Origin of the sequence: Pseudomonas sp. IT-P100, assembly GCF_949767185.1 — a bacterium.
Classification (GTDB): domain Bacteria; phylum Pseudomonadota; class Gammaproteobacteria; order Pseudomonadales; family Pseudomonadaceae; genus Aquipseudomonas; species Aquipseudomonas fluorescens_B.
Window position 1 is genome coordinate 87823 of sequence record NZ_CATKQK010000057.1, and the last position, 21452, is coordinate 109274.

The 21452-nt window shown below is 59.3% G+C and carries 21 protein-coding genes; 10 read left to right on the top strand and 11 right to left on the bottom strand.

The genetic code is table 11. From position 1 onward, the window contains the following. Positions 1-94: 94 nt before the first annotated feature. Positions 95-916, bottom strand: coding sequence for a shikimate dehydrogenase (aroE, locus tag ACM6IQ_RS27240; protein WP_017341728.1), 822 nt, complete (start codon positions 914-916; stop codon positions 95-97). Between the two features lie 13 nt (positions 917-929). Then, a complete protein-coding gene (gene hemF / locus ACM6IQ_RS27245; RefSeq protein WP_008155665.1) occupies positions 930-1844 on the bottom strand; it encodes an oxygen-dependent coproporphyrinogen oxidase in 915 nt (304 codons plus the stop codon). A gap of 178 nt (positions 1845-2022) precedes the next feature. Between hemF and ACM6IQ_RS27250 the strand changes: the two genes are divergently transcribed. Continuing rightward, positions 2023-3000: an NADPH:quinone reductase gene (locus ACM6IQ_RS27250; RefSeq protein WP_414880295.1), complete on the top strand. Its 978-nt coding sequence runs from the start codon at positions 2023-2025 to the stop codon at positions 2998-3000. Between the two features lie 112 nt (positions 3001-3112). On the opposite strand, the gene ACM6IQ_RS27255 is transcribed toward ACM6IQ_RS27250, so the two are convergent. The 3 genes from ACM6IQ_RS27255 to ACM6IQ_RS27265 form a co-directional block, all read right to left on the bottom strand. Next, positions 3113-3670 carry an L-threonylcarbamoyladenylate synthase gene (locus ACM6IQ_RS27255; RefSeq protein WP_017341726.1) on the bottom strand — a complete coding sequence of 186 codons (558 nt, stop codon included), beginning with the start codon at positions 3668-3670 and terminating at the stop codon, positions 3113-3115. A 54-nt stretch (positions 3671-3724) separates the two neighbouring features. Beyond that, on the bottom strand, positions 3725-4825 hold the full coding sequence (gene dprA / locus ACM6IQ_RS27260; RefSeq protein WP_017341725.1) for a DNA-processing protein DprA: 1101 nt from the start codon (positions 4823-4825) through the stop codon (positions 3725-3727). Between the two features lie 80 nt (positions 4826-4905). Then, on the bottom strand, positions 4906-5931 hold the full coding sequence (locus ACM6IQ_RS27265; protein ID WP_017341724.1) for a LysM peptidoglycan-binding domain-containing protein: 1026 nt from the start codon (positions 5929-5931) through the stop codon (positions 4906-4908). Positions 5932-6103: 172 nt separating this feature from the next. Between ACM6IQ_RS27265 and def the strand changes: the two genes are divergently transcribed. From def to ACM6IQ_RS27290, 5 genes are read left to right on the top strand one after another with little or no spacing between them, the layout of a single operon-like run. Further along, on the top strand, positions 6104-6610 hold the full coding sequence (def, locus tag ACM6IQ_RS27270) for a peptide deformylase (RefSeq protein ID WP_017341723.1): 507 nt from the start codon (positions 6104-6106) through the stop codon (positions 6608-6610). Between the two features lie 57 nt (positions 6611-6667). Continuing rightward, positions 6668-7627, top strand: coding sequence for a methionyl-tRNA formyltransferase (gene fmt, locus ACM6IQ_RS27275; RefSeq protein ID WP_017341722.1), 960 nt, complete (start codon positions 6668-6670; stop codon positions 7625-7627). Further along, positions 7624-8934: a 16S rRNA (cytosine(967)-C(5))-methyltransferase RsmB gene (gene rsmB / locus ACM6IQ_RS27280; RefSeq protein WP_017341721.1), complete on the top strand. Its 1311-nt coding sequence runs from the start codon at positions 7624-7626 to the stop codon at positions 8932-8934. Before fmt ends, rsmB begins: the two co-directional genes overlap by 4 nt. Before the next feature lie 23 nt (positions 8935-8957). Beyond that, on the top strand, positions 8958-10331 hold the full coding sequence (gene trkA / locus ACM6IQ_RS27285; RefSeq protein WP_017341720.1) for a Trk system potassium transporter TrkA: 1374 nt from the start codon (positions 8958-8960) through the stop codon (positions 10329-10331). A 46-nt stretch (positions 10332-10377) separates the two neighbouring features. Beyond that, on the top strand, positions 10378-10692 hold the full coding sequence (locus tag ACM6IQ_RS27290) for a tetratricopeptide repeat protein (RefSeq protein WP_414880296.1): 315 nt from the start codon (positions 10378-10380) through the stop codon (positions 10690-10692). On the opposite strand, the gene ACM6IQ_RS27295 is transcribed toward ACM6IQ_RS27290, so the two are convergent. The 3 genes from ACM6IQ_RS27295 to tag all read right to left on the bottom strand — a co-directional run bounded on the left by ACM6IQ_RS27295 (position 10693) and on the right by tag (position 12490). After that, positions 10693-10932 (bottom strand): PilZ domain-containing protein, encoded by a 240-nt coding sequence (locus ACM6IQ_RS27295; protein WP_008027574.1) that lies wholly within the window; start codon positions 10930-10932, stop codon positions 10693-10695. It abuts the gene before it with no gap. A 72-nt stretch (positions 10933-11004) separates the two neighbouring features. Continuing rightward, the gene (locus ACM6IQ_RS27300; protein ID WP_414880297.1) at positions 11005-11892 is read right to left on the bottom strand and encodes a lysophospholipid acyltransferase; all 888 of its coding nucleotides are present in this window, start codon (positions 11890-11892) and stop codon (positions 11005-11007) included. A 40-nt stretch (positions 11893-11932) separates the two neighbouring features. After that, complete coding sequence (gene tag / locus ACM6IQ_RS27305) at positions 11933-12490, bottom strand: DNA-3-methyladenine glycosylase I (RefSeq protein WP_017341717.1); 558 nt, start codon at positions 12488-12490, stop codon at positions 11933-11935. A gap of 81 nt (positions 12491-12571) precedes the next feature. Between tag and glyQ the strand changes: the two genes are divergently transcribed. The 4 genes from glyQ to ACM6IQ_RS27325 all read left to right on the top strand — a co-directional run bounded on the left by glyQ (position 12572) and on the right by ACM6IQ_RS27325 (position 16978). Next, a complete protein-coding gene (glyQ, locus tag ACM6IQ_RS27310) occupies positions 12572-13525 on the top strand; it encodes a glycine--tRNA ligase subunit alpha (protein ID WP_003213601.1) in 954 nt (317 codons plus the stop codon). Further along, the gene (glyS, locus tag ACM6IQ_RS27315; protein ID WP_414880298.1) at positions 13522-15576 is read left to right on the top strand and encodes a glycine--tRNA ligase subunit beta; all 2055 of its coding nucleotides are present in this window, start codon (positions 13522-13524) and stop codon (positions 15574-15576) included. Before glyQ ends, glyS begins: the two co-directional genes overlap by 4 nt. A 6-nt stretch (positions 15577-15582) precedes the next feature. Further along, entirely contained in the window at positions 15583-16116 is a 534-nt protein-coding gene (gene gmhB / locus ACM6IQ_RS27320) for a D-glycero-beta-D-manno-heptose 1,7-bisphosphate 7-phosphatase (protein ID WP_414880299.1), read from the top strand. 82 nt (positions 16117-16198) lie between these two features. Continuing rightward, complete coding sequence (locus tag ACM6IQ_RS27325) at positions 16199-16978, top strand: lysophospholipid acyltransferase family protein (protein ID WP_414880300.1); 780 nt, start codon at positions 16199-16201, stop codon at positions 16976-16978. Positions 16979-17163: 185 nt separating this feature from the next. On the opposite strand, the gene ACM6IQ_RS27330 is transcribed toward ACM6IQ_RS27325, so the two are convergent. From ACM6IQ_RS27330 to recF, 3 genes are all read right to left on the bottom strand, one after another. Then, on the bottom strand, positions 17164-17682 hold the full coding sequence (locus ACM6IQ_RS27330; protein ID WP_017341712.1) for an Hcp family type VI secretion system effector: 519 nt from the start codon (positions 17680-17682) through the stop codon (positions 17164-17166). A gap of 241 nt (positions 17683-17923) precedes the next feature. Then, on the bottom strand, positions 17924-20341 hold the full coding sequence (gyrB, locus tag ACM6IQ_RS27335) for a DNA topoisomerase (ATP-hydrolyzing) subunit B (RefSeq protein WP_031319202.1): 2418 nt from the start codon (positions 20339-20341) through the stop codon (positions 17924-17926). Between the two features lie 5 nt (positions 20342-20346). Next, complete coding sequence (gene recF / locus ACM6IQ_RS27340; RefSeq protein WP_414880301.1) at positions 20347-21450, bottom strand: DNA replication/repair protein RecF; 1104 nt, start codon at positions 21448-21450, stop codon at positions 20347-20349. Positions 21451-21452 lie beyond the last annotated feature (2 nt).

The window sequence follows — 21452 nt, forward strand, 5'->3', positions numbered from 1 at the left end:
CGAGGGTGCTTGCTCCCGCTAGGGAGCGAAGCGCCCTCCAGATATCAGGGCTGCTTCGCACCCCAGCGGGAGCAAGCTCCCTCGCCACAAAAGCCTAAAGTGTCAGTTGGCGGCGCAGTTCGGCCAGCACCGGCGCCGTGTCCGGGCGCACGCCACGCCACAGGAAGAAAGCTTCTGCTGCTTGTTCAGCGAGCATCCCCAGGCCATCCATCGACACTGCCGCGCCCTGTTCCGTAGCCCAGCGGCAGAACGAGGTCGGCTCCTTGCCGTACATCATGTCGTAGCAAACGGTCTTGCCCGGCTCGATCAAACTGCTGGCAATCGGCGGTACATCGCCTGTCAGGCTGGCGGACGTCGCGTTGATGATCAGGTCCACCGGCTCTTGCAGCCAATCGAAACCGCTGGCTGACACCGGCCCCAGATCAGCGAACAACTCCGCCAGCAACTCGGCTTTATCCACCGTGCGGTTAGCAATGATCACCGAGGCCGGCTGCTCGGCCAGCAGGGGCTCAAGCGCGCCGCGCACTGCGCCACCGGCACCGAGCAGCAGGATGCGTTTGCCCTTGAGACTGAATCCGGCGTTGACCGTCAGATCCCTTACCAGCCCGGCGCCATCGGTGTTGTCGCCCAGCAGTGTGCCATCGGCGAGTTTGCTCAGGGTGTTCACCGCACCGGCGCGCTGCGCTCGCGCCGTCAAACTGTGCGCCAGGCGAAACGCTTCTTCCTTGAACGGAACCGTCACGTTCGCCCCGCGACCTTCAAGGAAAAACTCCCGGGCAAAGTCGGAAAAATCATCAAGCGGTGCCAGCGAAGTGCTGTAGTCCAGTTGCTGAGCGGTCTGCTCGGCGAACAGACGATGAATCATTGGCGACTTGCTGTGGCTAATCGGGTTACCGAATACGACGTAACGGTCCATCAGGATTCCTCGTTCAGGCCTTGGCCAACCAATCGCGATCTTGCAGGAAGTACTCGGTCAGGCGCGCTTCTTCGCTGCCCGGCTCGGCTTTCCAGTCATAGCTCCAGCGAACCTGCGGCGGCAGCGACATGAGGATCGACTCGGTACGCCCGCCCGATTGCAGGCCGAACAGCGTGCCACGGTCGTAAACCAGGTTGAATTCGACGTAACGGCCGCGGCGGAACTCCTGAAATTCGCGCTGTTTGGCGGTGAACGCATCGTTCTTGCGACGCTGCACGATCGGCAAGTAAGCGTCGATAAAAGCATCACCAATGGCGCGCATGAAGGCGAAGCTGGTGTCGAAGTCCCACTCGTTCAAGTCATCGAAGAACAGGCCGCCGATGCCGCGCGGTTCGTGACGATGCTTGATATGGAAATAGCTGTCGCACCAGGCTTTGTAGCGTGAATAGACATCCGGACCGAACGGCGCGCAAGCCTGCTCGGCGACACGGTGCCAGTGCACGCAGTCTTCTTCGTTGCCGTAATACGGGGTCAGGTCGAAGCCGCCACCGAACCACCAGACCGGCTCTTCACCTTCTTTTTCAGCGATGAAAAAGCGCACGTTGGCGTGGGAAGTCGGCACATGCGGGTTGTGCGGGTGAATCACCAGCGACACGCCCAGGGCCTCGAAGCCACGCCCGGCCAGTTCCGGCCGATGGGCGCTGGCGGACGGTGGGAGACCGCTGCCGAAGACGTGGGAAAAGTTGACGCCGCCCTTTTCGATGACAGCACCGTTCTCGATCACTCGCGTGCGACCGCCACCGCCGGCAGGGCGGGTCCAGGCGTCTTCGACGAACTGCGTGCCGCCGTCTTCGGCTTCCAGGGCAGCGCAAATGCGGTCTTGCAGGTCGAGCAGGTAGGCTTTTACGGCCTCGGTGCGGGTCGTCATGTCATCACCTTGAATCGGGCAAAACTACGCGGCGCTCCCTCGGAGCAGGGCCGACGCAAATGGGCGCGTAGCATAACATCGCAGATGGGCCTGCCGCAGTTGACGGGGATCAAGCTTAGGAGTCCGATAGAGGGCTTGGCGCTACTAATCCAAAAGCTAAGACCTATGGAGAGTTCTGATGGCAAAGCGTATCCAGTTCCGCACCCATGGCGGCCCCGAAGTACTCGAGTATGTGGATTACCAGCCCGCCGAACCCGGCCCGCAGCAAGTTCGCGTTACCAACAAGGCCATCGGCCTGAACTTCATCGACACTTACTTCCGTAGTGGCCTCTATGCGCCACCCGCCTTGCCGTCGGGCGTGGGTTCGGAAGGTGCGGGCGTGGTCGAGGCGGTGGGCAGTGAAGTCACCCGCTTCAAGGTCGGTGACCGCGTGGCTTATGGCAGCGGTCCGTTGGGCGCCTACAGCGAAGTTCACGTGTTGCCGGAGGCCAATCTGGTGCACCTGCCAGACGCGATCAGCTTTGAACAAGCGGCAGGGGTCATGCTCAAAGGCCTGACCGTGCAGTACTTGCTGCGTCAGACCTATGAACTCAAGGGCGGCGAAACCATTTTGTTTCACGCCGCTGCCGGTGGTGTCGGCTCCCTGGCCTGCCAATGGGCCAAGGCCCTGGGCGTGAAGTTGATCGGCACGGTCAGCTCGCCGGAAAAAGCCGCACTGGCGAAGGCCAACGGTGCGTGGGCGACCATCGATTACAGCCATGAAAACGTCGCACAGCGCGTACTGGAATTGACCGATGGCAAAAAAGTCCCGGTGGTGTACGACGGCGTCGGCAAGGACACTTGGCTCACCTCGCTCGACAGCGTGGCGCCTCGGGGTCTGGTCGTGAGTTTTGGCAACGCATCGGGCGCGGTGGATGGGGTGAACCTGGGGGTTTTGGCGGCGAAAGGGTCGTTGTACGTGACCCGGCCGACACTGGCGACCTACGCCAACAACGCCGAAAACCTGCAGCGGATGGCGGATGAGCTGTTCGAAATGATCATCAGCGGGAAGTTGAAGGTGGAGATCAGCCAGAAGTACTCACTGGCTGATGCGGCGAAGGCGCAGACCGAGTTGTCGGCGCGCCGGACTACCGGTTCGACTGTTCTGCTGCCTTGAGGACGCCTTCTCGGGCAAGCCCTCTTCCACAGGTACAGCGTCGTACACAAGTCATGTGAACAACCGGAATCCTGTGGGAGCTGGCTTGCCAGCGATGAACGATGACTCGGTCTCAATCCGGGCGGATGACGTTACCGGTCGCCAGGTCGCGAATCACGCTCGGATTCTTGCGCCCACCGAGGTTGCCTCCGAGGATGAAATCAATCTGCCCCCGGAAATACTGCTCCACGCGAAGCCGCGTCCGCGCCGCTGGCCGTCCTTGAGGGTTAGCGGATGTCGAAACCAGTGGCCCGACCACCGCGCACAAATCCCGCACCAACGGATGATCGCTGACCCGCAACGCCACCGTCTCGTGCACACCCGTAATCCACTGCGGCAGCATATTCTGATGCGGCACCAACCAGGTATTCGGCCCGGGCCAGGTGCTGGCCATGCGATCCATCCACAGCTCAGGGAAGTCCTCGAAGAGAAAATCGAACTGGCGAATGTTGTCGGCGACCAGAATCAGGCCCTTTTCCACCGACCGGCCCTTGAGCATCAGCAGACGCTCTACCGCTTCTTCGTCCCACGGGTCGCAACCCAGGCCCCAGACCGCCTCGGTTGGATAGGCAATCACCGCCCCTGCGCGAATGGCTTGCGCTGCTTGTTGCACACGCCAACTATTGACCATGAAAAACTCTCCGGAATAAGGCTCTGCGCAGTTTACCGATCTTCCTTGTAAAACCTAGCTCACCCGCGCAAACCAGCGTCCGCTTTCGCAGACTGCCCGGCCGTCCATTTCCAGCTCCGTCAACGCCGCCAGCACTTTGGGCAGGGTCCAGCCGCTGCTGTCTGCCAACGCTTCACTGGTCTGCGGCGCCGCATGCAAAAGCATCAGCAGTGGATGAGTCACCGATGGCGTCTCGGTGGACAACGGCAACTGTTGCCAGCCGCGCAAGCCTTCGAGGATATGCTCGATGGTTTCCACCAATACCGCACCGTCACGGATCAGCTGATGACAGCCACGGGCACCGGGATGGTGAATCGACCCCGGAATGGCATACACCTCACGACCTTGCTCCGCCGCCAGCCGCGCGGTGATCAATGAACCACTGGCGACACTGGCCTCCACCACCAGCACGCCGAGGGACAAACCGCTGATGATCCGGTTGCGCCGGGGAAAGTTGCTGGCGGTGGGCCCTGCGTCCAGCGGGAACTCGGAAAGCACCGCACTGCCCGACGCAATCATGGCGTCCGCCAGTCTCCGGTTGCGCTGTGGATAAAACTTTTCAAGTCCCGTGCCAAGTACACCGACCGTTCGCCCGCCCACGTCCAGAGCAGCCTGGTGCGCGGCGGCATCGATGCCCAGCGCCAGACCGCTGGTGATGACAAAACCGGCGCTGGCCAGACTCCGGGAAAACGCCGCAGCGGTGTCCATGCCCGGTCGCGAGGCGCGGCGACTGCCGACCATCGCCAGTTGTGGCTTTTCCAGAATCCCCGGATCGCCCGCCACGAATAACAGCGGCGGCGCGTCGCTGATTTCCGCCAGCAATGCCGGGTAGTCAGGCTGGTCCCACATCAGTAAATGCTGGCCCGGACGCTCTAGCCAGGCCAATGCGTGGCTTGCGCCATCGCGAATTTCGCTCGAGCGCCTGGCCTCTGAACATGCAAACGGCAAACCCAATGCACGCCAGGCACTGGCCGGCGCGCTGATGGCTTTGGACGCCGAGCCAAAGGCTTCAAGCAATTTCTTGAAACGCGCAGGGCCGAGTTCCGGCAAACGATGCAGGCGTAAACGAGCTTCCAGTTCCGCAGGCGAAACCGGTGTTAAAGCAGACAGCGACATGGATCATCCTTGATCGTTATGAGCCCCGTTCAAACGGGAATAAGCTGTGGATAACTCTGTTGGTAACTTGTGGAGCCTGCTTACGGATTTCGCACTTTGTCCATCACCGCCAACGAGCGCGATGCGTTGAGCACCAGCCCGTAGCTGAGCTTGTCGTAGGTACGGAAAACCATCAGCAAACCGGCGCGTTCATCAGGAATCTTCAGCGGCTGGCCGGTGATCCGGTCACGCACGGTTTCGCCGGTTTTCATCACCACCAGCACGTTGCCTTCGGCCAGGCCATCACGCTGCCCCTTGTTCAGCGTGACAACATCCATCGCGCCAATCTGAGTAACCCCGCGCGGCACGTCGATGATCAGCCCGTTTATGTCGGTTGTTGGCGCGCTGGGCATGAAGGTCGAGTTGATGGATCGTTCTTCAGTGCTGAACAAACGGTCGCCAAGACGCACTTCCTGAGTCGTGCGCTGCAGGGCGAGGGTAGCGACATCGCCCTCAGTGGCCACGATTTCGCCGCCCCCGATGTCGTCCGCATTGATCCCCAGGAACTCTTTACTGTCGGGGTCGGTGTAGACCTTGCCCTGGCGGAAGATGCCGTAAACCGGCTGGCTCGGGTCGAACTGGCCACGGGCGAAGATCCGGTCACCGGTACCGCTGAGCACCCGTTCGGCATCGCCCGCGACGATATAAGGCGCCTTGTCAAAATCCTCCACCTTGTCGACGATGCGGTTACTCAGCAGGAAGCTGTTGATGGCTTGCAGCGGAATACTCGGGATGGCATCCGCCACCGGCGAGCTGCGCACCCGTGGAGAGAGCTTGATAGTGCCCCTGGATTCCCCGCGATTGAGCGTCAGACGCGGCTGGCCATTGACGTAGACCAGCGACAGTACATCGCCGGGGTAGATGAGATTGGGGTTCTGGATCTGCGGATTGGCCTGCCAGAGCTCAGGCCATTTCCACGGCTCACGGAGGTATTTTCCGGAGATGTCCCAAAGTGTGTCACCCGTGACAACGGTGTATTGCTGTGGAAAACCTTCCCTGAGTTGCACTTGCCCGTGCGCCAAACCGGCCGAGGCCAGAAGGAGCAAGGCGAGTAGTGATTTCCTCATGCGGTGAATCCCTTTATTATGTGCGTTCGCGTGAAACGCCAGAGCCCTCGTGGCTCGCTCCGGATTCTTGCCAAAAAGAAAAAGGAGCTACGCTTCACAACGGTAGCCTGCATCTCCGGACCTGCCAGGCCATCGACCCCGACTTTACCTCAGACGTGCAGCAATCAAGCTTATGGCCATTTTAGACATCCTCGAATTTCCCGACTCGCGTCTGCGCACTATCGCCAAACCTGTGGCCGTAGTGGACGACGAAGTGCGCCAGTTGGTCGATGATATGTTTGAAACAATGTATGAAGCGCCAGGCATCGGCCTCGCCGCGACCCAGGTCAACGTGCACAAACGTATCGTCGTGATGGACCTCTCCGAAGACCGCAGCGAACCGCGGGTGTTCATCAACCCCGAGTTCGAGTCCCTGACCGACGAGATGGAGCAATACCAGGAAGGCTGCCTCTCGGTGCCGGGCTTCTACGAAAACGTCGATCGCCCGCAGAAGGTCAAGGTCAAGGCCCTGGACCGCGACGGCCAGCCTTACGAACTGATCGCCGAAGGCCTGCTCGCCGTGTGCATCCAGCACGAATGCGACCACCTCAACGGCAAATTGTTCGTCGACTACCTGTCGAACCTCAAACGCGACCGAATCAAGAAGAAACTGGAAAAGCTCCATCGCCAGAACGCTTGATGCCCTCCTTTCAAAGGCTTGCTGCGGCAAGCCTTTTTCTTTTCAGAGATTGTTCCCATGACTGAGCCACTGCGCATCGTCTTTGCCGGCACCCCGGAATTCGCCGCCGAACACCTCAAGGCCCTGCTCGACAGCCCTTATGAGATCGCCGCGGTCTACACCCAACCGGACCGTCCGGCGGGCCGCGGGCAAAAGTTGATGCCAAGCCCGGTCAAGCAGTTGGCACTGGAAAACAACATCCCGGTGCTGCAACCGCCGACCCTGCGCAACGAAGACGCTCAGGCCGAGCTGGCCGCGCTGAAGCCGGATTTGCTGGTGGTGGTCGCTTATGGCCTGATCCTGCCGCAAGTGGTGCTGGATATCCCGCGCCTGGGTTGTATCAACAGCCACGCATCATTGCTGCCACGCTGGCGCGGGGCGGCGCCGATCCAGCGTGCCGTCGAAGCCGGCGACAGCGAAAGCGGCGTGACCGTGATGCGCATGGAACTGGGCCTCGACACCGGGCCGATGCTGCTGAAAGTCACCACGCCGATCAGTGCTGAAGACACTGGCGGCAGCCTTCATGACCGTCTGGCGAAAATCGGTCCACCGGCAGTATTACAAGCCATCGCCGGCCTCGCTGCCGGCACCCTGGAAGGCGAAGTGCAGGATGACACCCTCGCCACTTACGCTCACAAATTGAACAAGGACGAAGCGCGCATTGACTGGAACCGGCCGGCCATTGAGCTCGAACGTCTGGTTCGCGCCTTCAATCCCTGGCCGATCACCCACAGCACACTGAACGGCGAAGCACTGAAAGTGCTGGCCGCGAATCTCGCTGAAGGGCAGGGCGCTCCAGGGGAAATCCTCAGCGCCAGCAAGGACGGTCTGATCGTTGCGTGCGGTGCGCAGGCCCTTTGCCTGACCCGTCTGCAATTGCCCGGCGGCAAGGCGCTGAACTTCAGCGATTTGTTCAACAGCCGTCGTGAGAAATTTGCCGTCGGCACCGTGCTCGGTCAAACGGCGGACGCTCAATGAATCCACGTCTGGCTGCCGCCAAGGCACTTGCTGCTGTTCTTAACGGAAAAGCCTCACTCAACAGTTCGCTGCCGACACAAATGGACAAGGTTGAAGACCGTGATCGCGGCTTCACCCAGGACCTGGCCTTCGGCACGGCACGCTGGCAACCACGTTTGTCGGCGCTGGCGGCCAAGCTGCTGCAGAAACCCTTCAAGGCTGCGGACGCCGATGTCGAGGCGCTGTTGCTCGTCGGCCTCTACCAACTGCTTTACACCCGCGTCCCGGCCCATGCCGCTATCGGCGAAACCGTCGGCTGTGCCGACAAGCTGAAAAAACCGTGGGCCAAGGCATTGCTGAACGCCGTATTGCGCCGCGCCCAACGTGAAAGCGAAGCGCTACTGGCCGAACTGGAACATGACCCGGTGGTGCGCACCGCGCACCCGCGCTGGCTGCAAAAATCCCTGAAAGCCTTCTGGCCTGAGCAATGGGAAGCCATTTGCGCGGCGAACAACGCGCATCCGCCGATGATTCTGCGGGTCAACCGTCGCCATCACACTCGCGATGCCTACTTGCAGTTGCTGACCGAAGCGGGCATCGCCGCCACGCCATGTGTCTACAGCCAGGACGGCATCATTCTCGACGCCGCTGCCGATGTGCGCAGCCTGCCGGGCTTCGCTGAAGGCTGGATCAGCGTGCAGGACGAAGCGGCGCAACTGGCCGCTGATCTGCTGGACCTGGCGCCGGGGCAACGGGTGCTCGACGCGTGCTGCGCACCGGGCGGCAAAACGTGCCACATCCTTGAAGCCGAGCCTGCATTGGCCGGCGTCGTCGCCGTAGACCTGGAAGCCAAACGTCTGGTGCGCGTACGGGAAAACCTCGCACGCCTGGGCCTGAGCGCCGAACTGATCGCCGCCGACGGTCGCGACACCGCAACCTGGTGGGACGGCAAACCCTTCCAGCGCATCCTCCTTGACGCGCCATGCTCGGCCACCGGCGTGATCCGTCGTCACCCGGACATCAAGCTGACGCGCCAACCGGACGACATCGCCGCGCTGGCGGTGCTGCAAGGCGAATTGCTCGATGCCATGTGGATAACTCTGGAGGTCGGCGGGATTCTGCTTTACGCCACCTGCTCCACGTTGCCGACCGAGAACACCGAAGTCATCGAAGCTTTCCTCGCCCGCACGCCGGGCGCCCGTGAGCTGGACCTCGCCACAACGGCCGGGATCAAGCAACCCCATGGTCGCCAGTTGCTGGCCCAGGAAGGCGGCCACGACGGGTTCTACTACGCCAAGCTGATCAAGATCGCCGCCGCGCGCGGTTAACCGGTTTTTAAGGGAGTGACTGGATGAAAATCATCATCCTCGGAGCAGGGCAGGTCGGTGGTTCGCTGGCGGAACACTTGGCCAGCGAGGCCAACGACATCACCGTGGTCGACACCGACGGCGAACGCCTGCGCGATCTCGGCGACCGGCTGGACATCCGCACCGTGCAGGGCCGCGGCTCGCTACCGACGGTGCTGCGTCAGGCCGGCGCGGACGACGCCGACATGCTGGTCGCGGTGACCAACAGTGACGAAACCAACATGGTGGCCTGTCAGGTTGCCCATACCCTGTTCCACACCCCGACAAAAATCGCCCGGGTCCGCGAAGCGGCGTACCTGACGCGCTCCGAGCTGTTCGATAACGAAGCGATTCCGGTGGATGTGCTGATCAGCCCGGAACAAGTGGTCACCAACTACATCAAGCGCCTGATCCAGCATCCGGGCGCGCTTCAAGTGATCGACTTCGCCGAAGGCAAAGCGCAGCTGGTCGCAGTGAAGGCTTACTACGGCGGACCGCTGGTGGGTCAGCAACTGCGTCAGTTGCGCGAGCACATGCCGAACGTCGAAACCCGCGTTGCGGCGATTTTCCGGCGTGACCGGCCGATACTGCCCCAGGGCGATACGGTGATCGAGGCCGACGACGAAGTCTTTTTCATCGCCGCCAAGGCGAATATTCGCGCAGTGATGAGCGAAATGCGCCGCCTCGACGAAAGCTACAAGCGCATCGTCATCGCCGGTGGCGGGCAGATCGGCGAGCGTCTGGCCGAGGCCATCGAAAGCCGTTATCAGGTGAAGATCATCGAGATGAACCCGGCCCGCTGCCGCCATCTCTCCGACACCCTCGACAGCACCGTGGTCCTGCAGGGCAGCGCCTCCGACCGCGATTTGCTGATGGAGGAGAACATCGCCGACGCCGACATCTTCCTCGCCCTGACCAACGACGACGAAGCCAACATCATGTCGTCGCTACTGGCAAAGCGCCTGGGCGCGAAGAAGGTGATGACGATCATCAACAACCCGGCCTACGTCGATCTGATTCAGGGCGGCGACATCGACATCGCCATCAGCCCGCAACTGGCGACCATCGGCACCTTGCTGGCTCACGTACGGCGTGGCGATATCGTCAGCGTGCACTCGTTGCGTCGCGGCGCGGCGGAGGCCATCGAGGCGATCGCCCATGGCGATGCGAAATCGAGCAAGGTGATTGGCAAGGCTATCGAAAACATTGGACTGCCGCCGGGTACGACGATTGGCGCGATCATTCGCGATGAAGAAGTGATCATTGCCCACGACGACACGGTGATCGAGGCGGGTGACCATGTGATTCTGTTCCTTGTGGATAAGAAGCATATTCGCGATGTGGAGAAGTTGTTCCATGTGGGGCTTAGCTTCTTCTGATCCGAAGGTGGTTTCGAACTTCACCCAATAACCCAAGGTGTCCCCCATGATTGAATCCCTGGAAAAAATGCTCGCCAAGGGTGTGGATAACTCATTGCTGCGCTTCGGCCTGGGCAAGGGCTACCTGGATCTTGGGGAAAACGCCAAGGCCGCCGAACATTTTCAGCGTTGCGTCGAATTCGATCCGAAGTATTCAGCGGCGTGGAAACTGTTGGGCAAGGCGCATTTGGCGTTGGCCGACTATCCGGCCGCACGCCAGGCGTGGGAGCAGGGTCTGGAAGCTGCTCGTGCTCACGGCGACAAGCAGGCGGAAAAGGAGATGACGGTGTTTCTGAAGAAGCTGGAGCGTCAGGCGCCCTGATTAGAGATAGCGCAGGCCAATACCGTCGGCGTCCACCAACACCACTTCCATGCGCACCCGCGGCGCCCCTGTGGGTAAATCCTGGACCTGACCATACACCACGGCGCCTTTAGGCAACGCAGACAAGCCCGGATGCTTGACGTAGACGCCCGTGGTCGAGAGGTTGCGGGTTTGGCCCAGGCATTCGCCAAAGCTTTCATGGCTGATTTTGATACGAAATGATTTTCTGTGTTCGGACATCTTCTGCGCCCTTTTCTGAACAGTTGTGGATAACCCTGATTGCGAGGTTATCCACAGATCGTGCCAATCCACTCAGTACCAGCGTTCTTCACCCGGTGGACGCTTCTTGAAGCGTTTCATGCTCCACATGTACTGGCTCGGATAAGCCCGCACGTAGCGTTCGACCACCTTGCTCATGGCCGCGCAGGACGTTTCGGTATCAGTGCTGTACATGGCCTCTGGCGCGGCTTCGAGGATCACTTTGTAGCCTGAGCCGTCCGGCAGGCGCAGGGCGTGCAGGAATACGCCGACGGCTTTGCCGCCAGCGAGCATGTTCGGTACAAACTTGCTGGTCAGGGCCTGGGTGGCGAAGAACGGCACGAAGATCCCGGCGGATTCGGACGGTTCAGGGTCAGCGGGGATGCCCACTGCACCACCTTTGCGCACTTCCTTGATGACACTGAGAATGCCTTCCTTGGTGGAAGCTGCAACCTTGTTACCCAGTTGCACCCGCTGCTTGCGCAGCAATTCATCCACCGCCTTCAACTTCGGCGGACGATAAAAAATGATCGGTTTGCACTGACTGCAATAGAAGTGGTTCAACACTTCCCAGTTGCCCAAGTGGCTGGTGATGCCTACGACACCTTTGCCAGAGGCGAGGGCGTCTTTCAAGACGTCGAGCCCTTCGACTTCCCGCACCAGGTCAATGGAGCGCTGCGCCGGCCAGATCCACGCGCACGCACTTTCGGTCAGCGACTTGCCGATGTCTTTCAGGCTCTGGCCGACCAGACGCTCGCGCTCGACAGGGTCCATCTCGGGAAAGCACTTGGCCAGATTGATCCGCACCACGTCGCGGGAACGGTTAGGGGTTTTCCACATCACCCAGCCGATGGCCGAGCCAACCGCCTGCACTGCTCGCCAAGGAAGCAAGGCAAACAGCCGCAGAGCGCCTACCAGCAAGGCGCCTTTCAACTTATCCACAGGTCACTCCTGATCTTGTGCTGTGCGCGAGGCGGCTATTCTAACCGCCGATCGACAAGGTCGCGTAGCGATCGCAATCCCGGGTGTGGTCCATGACCATGCCCGAGGCCTGCATCAACGCGTAGCAAATGGTCGGGCCAACGAAGGTAAAGCCGGCTTTTTTCAGGCCTTTGCTCATCTCCACAGCGACCGGCGTGACCGCCGGCACTTCGGTGCGATCCTTGAAATGATTGATCACCGGTTGGCCACCCACGAAGGACCAGAGAAACGCCACCGGGTCCTCCAGCGCCAGCCAGGCCTGGGCATTGCGCCTGGCCGCATTGAGTTTGAGGCGATTGCGAATAATGCCGGGATCGAGCATCAATTCATCGATTTCAGCGTCGCTCATCTGCGCCACGCGCTGTACGTCGAAGCCGAACAGCACCTCGCGGTATCGCTCACGTTTACGCAACACGGTGATCCAGGAGAGGCCGGCCTGGAACCCTTCGAGCAAAAGCAACTCGAACAATCCCTGCGCATCGCGTAGCGGCGTGCCCCACTCCTGGTCGTGATAAGCCATGTACAGCGGATCTTCGGAACACCAAAAGCAGCGTGGCATAAGGCTCCAGGGGGCGTGCGCAGCAATGAATCGGGTATACTCCCGCTCTTTAAATCGCAGCCCAAGAAACAGGTGAATTTCGTGAGCCAGCCTACGCCAGCCGTGCGTACCTTCCAAGACTTGATCCTCGCCCTCCAGCAATACTGGGCCGAGCAAGGTTGCGTGGTACTTCAGCCCTACGATATGGAAGTAGGCGCCGGGACTTTCCACACTGCCACGTTTCTGCGCGCCATCGGCCCGGAAACCTGGAACGCCGCTTATGTGCAGCCCAGTCGTCGCCCAACTGACGGCCGCTACGGCGAAAACCCGAACCGCCTGCAGCACTACTACCAGTTCCAGGTAGTCCTGAAGCCGAACCCGGACAACTTCCAGGAACTGTACCTGGGCTCCCTCAAGCATGTCGGCCTGGACCCGCTGGTCCACGACATTCGCTTCGTCGAAGACAACTGGGAATCGCCGACGCTCGGCGCCTGGGGTCTGGGCTGGGAAGTCTGGCTGAACGGCATGGAAGTGACACAGTTCACTTACTTCCAGCAAGCGGGCGGCATCGAGTGCTACCCGGTAACCGGCGAGATCACCTACGGTCTCGAGCGTCTGGCCATGTACCTGCAGGGCGTGGACTCGGTCTACGACCTGGTCTGGGCTGATGGTCCGTTCGGCAAGGTGACCTACGGCGACGTGTTCCACCAGAACGAAGTGGAGCAATCGACCTACAACTTCGAACACGCCAACGTCGAGAAGCTGTTCGAACTGTTCGACTTCTACGAAAGCGAAGCCAAGCGCCTGATCGAACTCGACCAGCCGCTGCCGTTGCCGAGCTACGAAATGGTGTTGAAGGCCTCCCACACCTTCAACCTGCTGGATGCGCGCCGGGCGATCTCGGTGACTGCGCGTCAGCAATACATTCTGCGTGTGCGCACCTTGGCGCGTTCCGTTGCGCAAGCCTACCTGCTGGCTCGCGCCAAGCTGGGCTTCCCGATGGCGACCCCGGACCTGCGTGATGAAGTACTGGCCAAGCTGGAGGCTGCACAATGAGTGCTCAAGATTTTCTGGTTGAACTGGGCACCGAAGAACTGCCACCCAAAGCCCTGAACACCTTGGCCGAGGCCTTCCTGGCCGGTATCGACAAGGGCCTGCAAGCCGCTGGCCTGAACTACGAGACCAAAACCGTCTATGCCGCGCCACGTCGTCTGGCAGTGCTGATCACCTCGCTGTCCACCCAGCAACCGGATCGCAGCATCAACCTCGATGGCCCGCCACGTCAGGCCGCGTTCGATGCAGACGGCAACCCGACGCAAGCGGCGTTGGGCTTCGCCAAGAAGTGCGGTGTAGAGCTGAGCGAAATCGATCAGAGCGGCCCGAAGCTGCGTTACAGCCAGAGCATCGCCGGCAAGCCGACGGCAAGCCTGCTGCCGACCATCGTCGAAGACTCTCTGAACGACCTGCCGATCCCGAAGCGCATGCGCTGGGGCGCTCGCAAGGAAGAGTTCGTTCGTCCGACCCAATGGCTGGTGATGCTGCTCGGTGACCAGGTCATCGATTGCACGATCCTCGCTCAGAAGGCCGGTCGCGATTCTCGTGGTCACCGCTTCCATCACCCGGAAAGCGTGCGTATCACTTCGCCCGCCAACTACCTGAGCGATCTGCGTGCCACTTACGTGCTGGCCGACTCCAACGAGCGTCGCGCGATCATCAGCAAGCGCACCGAAGAGCTGGCGACGATGCAGGAAGGCACGGCAATCGTTCCGCCAGCCCTGCTCGACGAAGTGACCGCTCTGGTTGAATGGCCAGTGCCGCTGGTGTGCTCGTTCGAGGAGCGTTTCCTCGACGTGCCGCAAGAAGCGCTGATCACTACCATGCAGGACAACCAGAAGTATTTCTGCCTGCTGGACGCCGACGGCAAGTTGCTGCCACGTTTCATTACCGTGGCCAACATCGAAAGCAAAGACCCGCAGCAAATCATCGCCGGTAACGAGAAAGTGGTTCGCCCACGCCTCACCGACGCCGAGTTCTTCTTCAAGCAGGACAAGAAGCAGAAACTCGAAGATTTCAACCTGCGTCTGCAGAACGTGGTGTTCCAGGAAAAACTCGGCAGCGTCTACGACAAGGCCGAGCGCGTTTCCAAACTGGCTGCATTCATCGCACAACGCATCGGCGGCAACGCGGCATGGGCTTCCCGTGCCGGCCTGCTGTCCAAGTGCGACCTGGCAACCGAGATGGTCGGTGAGTTCCCGGAGATGCAAGGCGTCGCCGGTTACTACTACGCCCTCAACGATGGCGAGCCGGAAGAAGTCGCTCTGGCACTGAACGAGCAATATATGCCGCGCGGTGCCGGCGCAGAGCTGCCGACCACCCTGACCGGTGCGGCCGTGGCCATCGCCGACAAACTCGACACACTGGTTGGCATCTTCGGTATCGGCATGCTGCCGACCGGTAGCAAAGACCCGTATGCCCTGCGTCGTGCTGCACTCGGCGTGTTGCGCATCCTGATCGACAAGAAGCTCGACCTTGATCTGAATGACGCCGTGGCGTTCGCTGTGAATGCGTTCGGTGCCAAGGTCAAGGCGGCTGGCCTGGCCGACTCGGTACTCGAATTCGTATTCGACCGACTGCGTGCTCGCTACGAAGACGAAGGCGTTGATGTCGGGACTTATCTGTCGGTACGGGCATTGAAGCCGGGTTCGGCGCTGGACTTTGATCAGCGTGTACAAGCGGTGGAAGCGTTCCGTAAATTGCCGGAAGCTGCTGCCCTCGCCGCAGTGAACAAGCGCGTTTCGAACTTGCTGAGCAAGGTTGAAGGCTCTGTTCCATCGGTCGTTGAAGCCAAGTATTTCGACAATGCCAACGAGTTTTCCCTGTACTCGGCGATTCAGCAGGCGGACCAGGCTGTTCAGCCAATGGCTGCTGCGCGTCAGTACAGCGAATCTCTGGCGCGCCTGGCGGCCTTGCGCGAGCCGGTGGATGCCTTCTTCGAAGCCGTGATGGTCAACGCGGATGATGCCAACGTGCGCGCCAACCGCTATGCACTGCTGTCGCGTTTGCGTGGGTTGTTCCTCGGCGTCGCCGACATTTCGCTGCTGGGGTAAGACTGTTTGAAACTGCTGATTCTCGATCGGGACGGGGTGATCAATTACGACTCCGACGCTTACATCAAGTCGGTGGAGGAGTGGATACCGCTCCCCGGTTCGATCGAAGCCATCGCGCAGTTGAGCAAGGCTGGCTGGACGGTAGCGGTCGCTACCAACCAGTCGGGCATCGCTCGCGGCTATTACGACATCGCCACCCTGGACGCCATGCACGAGCGCTTGCGTTCGTTGGTGGCGGAGCAGGGCGGTGAGGTCGGGCTGATCGTCTATTGCCCGCACGGGCCGGACGAAGGCTGTGTTTGTCGCAAGCCAAAACCCGGGATGCTGAAAACCATCGCCGCGCATTACAACGTATCGCTGACTGATCTATGGTTCGTCGGCGACAGTCTTGGTGACCTGGAAGCCGCCAAAGCCGTCGATTCTCAGCCAGTTTTGGTAAAGACCGGGAAAGGCGCAAAGACGTTGGGCAAGTCCCTACCGGTAGGCACCTTGATATTTGACGATCTCGCGGCGATTGCCGCAGAACTTATCCACAATTAGAGTGCTTTCGAATTTCCTGACCAAGGATTGATCGGGAGTGCGCTTTATATAGACGGGCAGAGCCCGCACGGTAAACGTCGCCATGTCGATACTGCAGGCCATCAGAACCTTCCTCTTTTACCTGCTGCTGGGCACCAGCTCGTTGCTCTGGTGCAGCCTGAGCTTTTTTATCGCGCCTTTTCTGCCGTTCAAGGCGCGCTATCGATTTATCAATGTGTATTGGTGCCGCTGCGCCTTGTGGCTGAGCAAAGTCTTTCTGGGCATCAGCTACGAAGTGAAGGGCGCCGACAACGTACCTGACCAGCCCTGCGTGATTCAATCGAACCACCAGAGCACTTGGGAGACGTTCTTCCTCTCGGCCTACTTCGAGCCGTTGAGCCAGGTACTGAAACGCTCATTGCTGTTTGTGCCGTTCTTTGGCTGGGCCATGGCCATGTTGCGACCGATCGCCATCGACCGCGACAACCCAAAAGCGGCGCTCAAGCATGTGGCGAAGAAGGGCGATGAACTGCTGAAAGATGGCGTCTGGGTGCTGATCTTCCCTGAAGGAACGCGAGTGCCTTACGGCACCATTGGCAAGTTCTCTCGGGGTGGTACCGCGTTAGCGGTCAACGCCGCGCTTCCGGTGCTGCCGATTGCTCACAATGCCGGCAAGTTCTGGCCGAAAACCGGTTGGGCGAAGAAGCAGGGTGTCATCACTGTGATCATCGGCGAGCCGATGTATGCCGAAGGAAGCGGGCCGCGAGCCATTGCCGATCTAAACGATCGTGTTCAGGCCTGGAATGAGCAGATGCAGCGTGATATGGGCTCGCTTCCGCCTGCTCCGCAAGCTCCGGTTGCAAATGATCAGGTGGCTGTCTGAGATTCTGTGGATAACCTGTGTACCGTTTTGCTCAAAAACGACGTGATATATTCGTAAGATTATGATTTATATACATATTTCTTAAGCTCATAAAATGTCGGAAAAGGTGCATAAGTTTTTTTCGGACGTAAAAAAACCGGCTGATATAGCCGGTTTTTTTATGCCTGCGATTTGGGTCGGGAGTCCTAGCTGATAAGCGGAGCACGCCAGTCATCTGAACCGGAAGTACCGCAGACTTCGTGAGTCCAGGTTATTTTTCGGTAGGTGAAGTACACGTCCTCCAGATGTGTAAAGTGGGCCATGGCCGGATCCTGGCAGCTTGGCATTCTTGTCTGCACATCTACGATCACTGCGTCTTCCAGCTCTATGCTGAAGTAATGTTCTTGTTTTCCGGCCGCCGAGGTCCGATACCAAGCGATATGGCAGTTATCCAATACTTCTCCGCTCGTTAACGCGGTTAAGATCAACGGTGACGATTTATCAAATACTTTTGAGATCATCAGCGGTTTATGCACGCGCTGGCCCGTTGGCTGACCCGATTGGGGATCTCTCGGAATAATTATTTGGTGACTGAATGCCTGGACCAGGATTTGGTTTTCGTGACCCTCCTGGTAGACATTACCAACCGACTCCGGAGTAAATGTTCCGGCAGTAATCATTCCTTGCCGGTTTCCATTTATAACTAAATACGCGGGTGTTGGCATAACAGCATTCCCTGTTCGATATCCCAAAAATGATAGCTCCCCGCCAGTCATGCACTTGACGAGAAGGCTGTAGGATAAAGAGCACCAGGGATGTCGTATGTAGGATTTTTCTGTGAGGTGCCGAGGCATAAAGCCCGCGTTCTATACGATTAAGTTCCTGTGAATAAGCGAACAAAGTATTCAAGGAAATAAAAAAGGCCAGCGCAATGCGCTGGCCTTTTTGTCTGGCAAGTCCGCTGGATCAGAAGTCCAGGTTGGACACCGCCAAGGCGTTGCTTTCGATGAAGTCACGACGAGGTTCGACCGCATCACCCATCAGGGTGTTGAAGATCTGGTCCGCGCCAATGGCGTCTTCGATGGTCACTTTGAGCATCCGGCGCTGGCTCGGGTCCATGGTGGTTTCCCACAGCTGATCCGGGTTCATCTCACCCAGACCTTTGTATCGCTGGATGGTGTGACGCTTGGTACTTTCAGTCATCAGCCATTCAAGAGCTTCCTTGAACTCGGTAACCGGCTTCTTGCGCTCACCACGTTGGATGTACGCGCCTTCGTCCAGCAAGCTGCTCAGCTGAGCGCCCAAAGAGACAACGGTCTTGTAATCATTGCTGCCGAAGAAGTCGCGGTTGAACGTGACGTAGTTCGACAGACCGTGGGAGATCAGTTCGACCTCTGGCAGCCAGACGTTACGTTCACGGTCTTCACGCAGGCTGGCTTTATAGACCAGGCCAGACTTCTCGACGGTGCGCAGGCGAACTTCGTACTTGGCCAGCCAATCCTGCATCGCAGCGTGATCGGACAGCTGCTCCATGCTCACCGCTGGCAGGTAAATGAAGTGCTCGGTCAGCTCCTGTGGGTACAGGCGCGACAGACGCTTGAGGGTCTTCATCACCAGACGGAAGTCATTCACCAGGCGCTCGAGCGCTTCACCGGAGATCCCTGGGGCTTCTTCGTTCAGGTGCAGGCTCGCGTCTTCCAGGGCCGACTGCGTCATGTACTCTTCCATGGCGTCGTCGTCTTTGATGTATTGCTCTTGCTTGCCTTTCTTGACCTTGTACAGCGGTGGCTGAGCGATATAGATGTAGCCACGCTCGATCAGCTCCGGCAACTGACGGAAGAAGAAGGTCAGCAGCAGGGTACGGATGTGCGAACCGTCGACGTCAGCATCGGTCATGATGATGATGTTGTGATAACGCAGCTTGTCGATGTTGTACTCGTCGCGGCCAATGCCACAGCCCAGCGCGGTGATCAAGGTGCCTACTTCTTGCGAAGAGATCATCTTGTCGAAACGCGCCTTCTCGACGTTGAGGATCTTGCCCTTCAGCGGCAGGATGGCCTGGGTGCGGCGGTTACGTCCCTGCTTGGCGGAGCCGCCAGCAGAGTCACCTTCCACGAGATACAGTTCGGACAGGGCAGGGTCTTTTTCCTGGCAGTCAGCCAGTTTGCCCGGCAGGCCGGCGATATCCAGCGCGCCTTTACGACGGGTCATTTCACGGGCTTTACGCGCCGCTTCACGCGCACGTGCCGCGTCGATCATCTTGCCGACGACCAGTTTGGCTTCGTTCGGGTTTTCCAGCAGGAAGTCGGAGAAGTACTTGCCCATTTCCTGTTCGACCGCTGTCTTCACTTCGGAAGAAACCAGCTTGTCTTTGGTCTGGGAGCTGAACTTCGGATCCGGTACTTTTACCGAGATGATCGCGGTCAGGCCTTCACGGGCATCGTCACCGGTGGTCGCGACTTTGTGCTTCTTCGCCAGACCTTCAGCTTCGATGTAGGTGTTCAGGTTACGCGTCAGTGCGGAGCGGAAACCCACCAGGTGAGTACCGCCATCGCGCTGTGGAATGTTGTTGGTGAAGCACAACAGGTTCTCGTTGAAGCTGTCGTTCCACTGCAGGGCGATTTCCACGCCGATGCCGTCTTCACGCTGGATGTTGAAGTGGAACACCTGGTTGACCGGAGTCTTGTTGGTGTTCAGGTATTCAACGAACGCACGCAGGCCACCTTCGTACTTGAACAGCTCTTCCTTGCCGCTGCGCTCATCCTTGAGGACGATGCCGACACCGGAGTTGAGGAAGGACAGTTCACGAATCCGCTTGGCCAGGATGTCCCAGCTGAAGTGGATGTTCTTGAAGGTTTCAGCCGAAGGCTTGAAGTGAATCTGGGTACCCGTGGTTTCGCTCTCGCCAACGATTTTCATCGGCTCTTGCGGAACACCGTGGACGTAAGTCTGTTCCCAGATCTTGCCGCTGCGGCGAACGGTCAGGATCAGTTCTTTGGACAGTGCGTTAACAACCGACACACCTACACCGTGCAGACCGCCGGATACTTTGTAGGAGTTGTCGTCGAACTTACCGCCGGCGTGCAACACGGTCATGATGACCTCTGCAGCCGAAACACCTTCTTCTTTGTGCACGTCTACCGGGATGCCACGGCCGTTGTCACGAACGGTGATGGACTCATCCGGGTGAATGATGATGCTGATGTCGTCGCAGTGGCCGGCCAAAGCTTCGTCGATCGAGTTATCGACCACCTCGAACACCATGTGGTGCAGACCGCTGCCATCGTCGGTGTCACCAATGTACATACCGGGACGTTTGCGTACGGCATCCAGGCCTTTCAGCACTTTAATGCTCGTTGAGTCGTACGTATTTTCTTCGCTCAATGCCTTCACTCCCGATGGTCGTGGGTCTGGGTGATACGGCCCTGTTCCACGTGGAACAGAGCGACTGGCGTTTCCGTCTGCCAGCCTTCCCTCAATAATTCGTGATCTACACAGGTGATGAACACCTGGCAGCGTAAGTCTTCCAGCAAGCGGCAAAGCGCGCGACGGTGGTGCTCGTCCAGTTCGGACGGCAGGTCATCCACCAGATAAATACACTGCCCGCGTCGGGCCTGGCTGACCAGGTGCCCTTGAGCAATCCGCAATGCACAGACCACCAGCTTCTGCTGACCGCGAGACAAGATGTCCGCGGCATTATGTGCGCCCAATCTGAGGCGCAAATCTGCGCGTTGTGGTCCGGCCTGGGTATGACCCATTTGCTGATCCCGCTGAACGGACCCAGCGAGTACAGCGCTCAATTCGCGGTCCTTGTCCCAGCCTCGGTAATAGCTCAGCGTCAAACCCTCAAGCTCAACCAGTTCGCTCAAGGTCTGTTCAAAGACTGGTTTCAAGGCTTTGATGTAAGCACGGCGGTATTCATCGATTTCAGCACTGGCCTGGCACAGTTCCCTGTCCCAAACCGCTTGCGAAACGGCGTCAAGTGTACCATGCCGCAGCCAAGAGTTTCTCTGGCGCAGGGCCTTCTGCAAGCGTTGCCAAGTGGACATGAATCGCGGTTCCACGTGGAACACGCCCCAGTCGAGAAACTGTCGACGTATCTTCGGTGCACCTTCCAGTAAGCGGAAACTGTCAGGGTTGATGAGTTGCAGAGGCAGGATTTCAGCCAGTTGCGCGGCGCTACGGGCATTTTGACCGTCAATGCGAATCTGGAACTCACCTTGGCGATCCCGAGATATCCCCAATGCGCTATGCCCGCCCTCAGCCAATTCGACTTGGCCAAACACCGTGCACGCCACTTGCTCGTACTGAATGACCGGCAGCAGGCGGGTGCTACGAAACGAGCGGGCAAGCCCCAGCAGGTGAATGGCTTCCAGAACACTGGTTTTGCCGCTGCCGTTGGCGCCGTAAAGAATGTTGATTCGGGAGGAGGGGGAGAGGGTCACCGGGTGCAGATTGCGCACCGCGGTGACCGAGACGCGACTTAAGGACATCT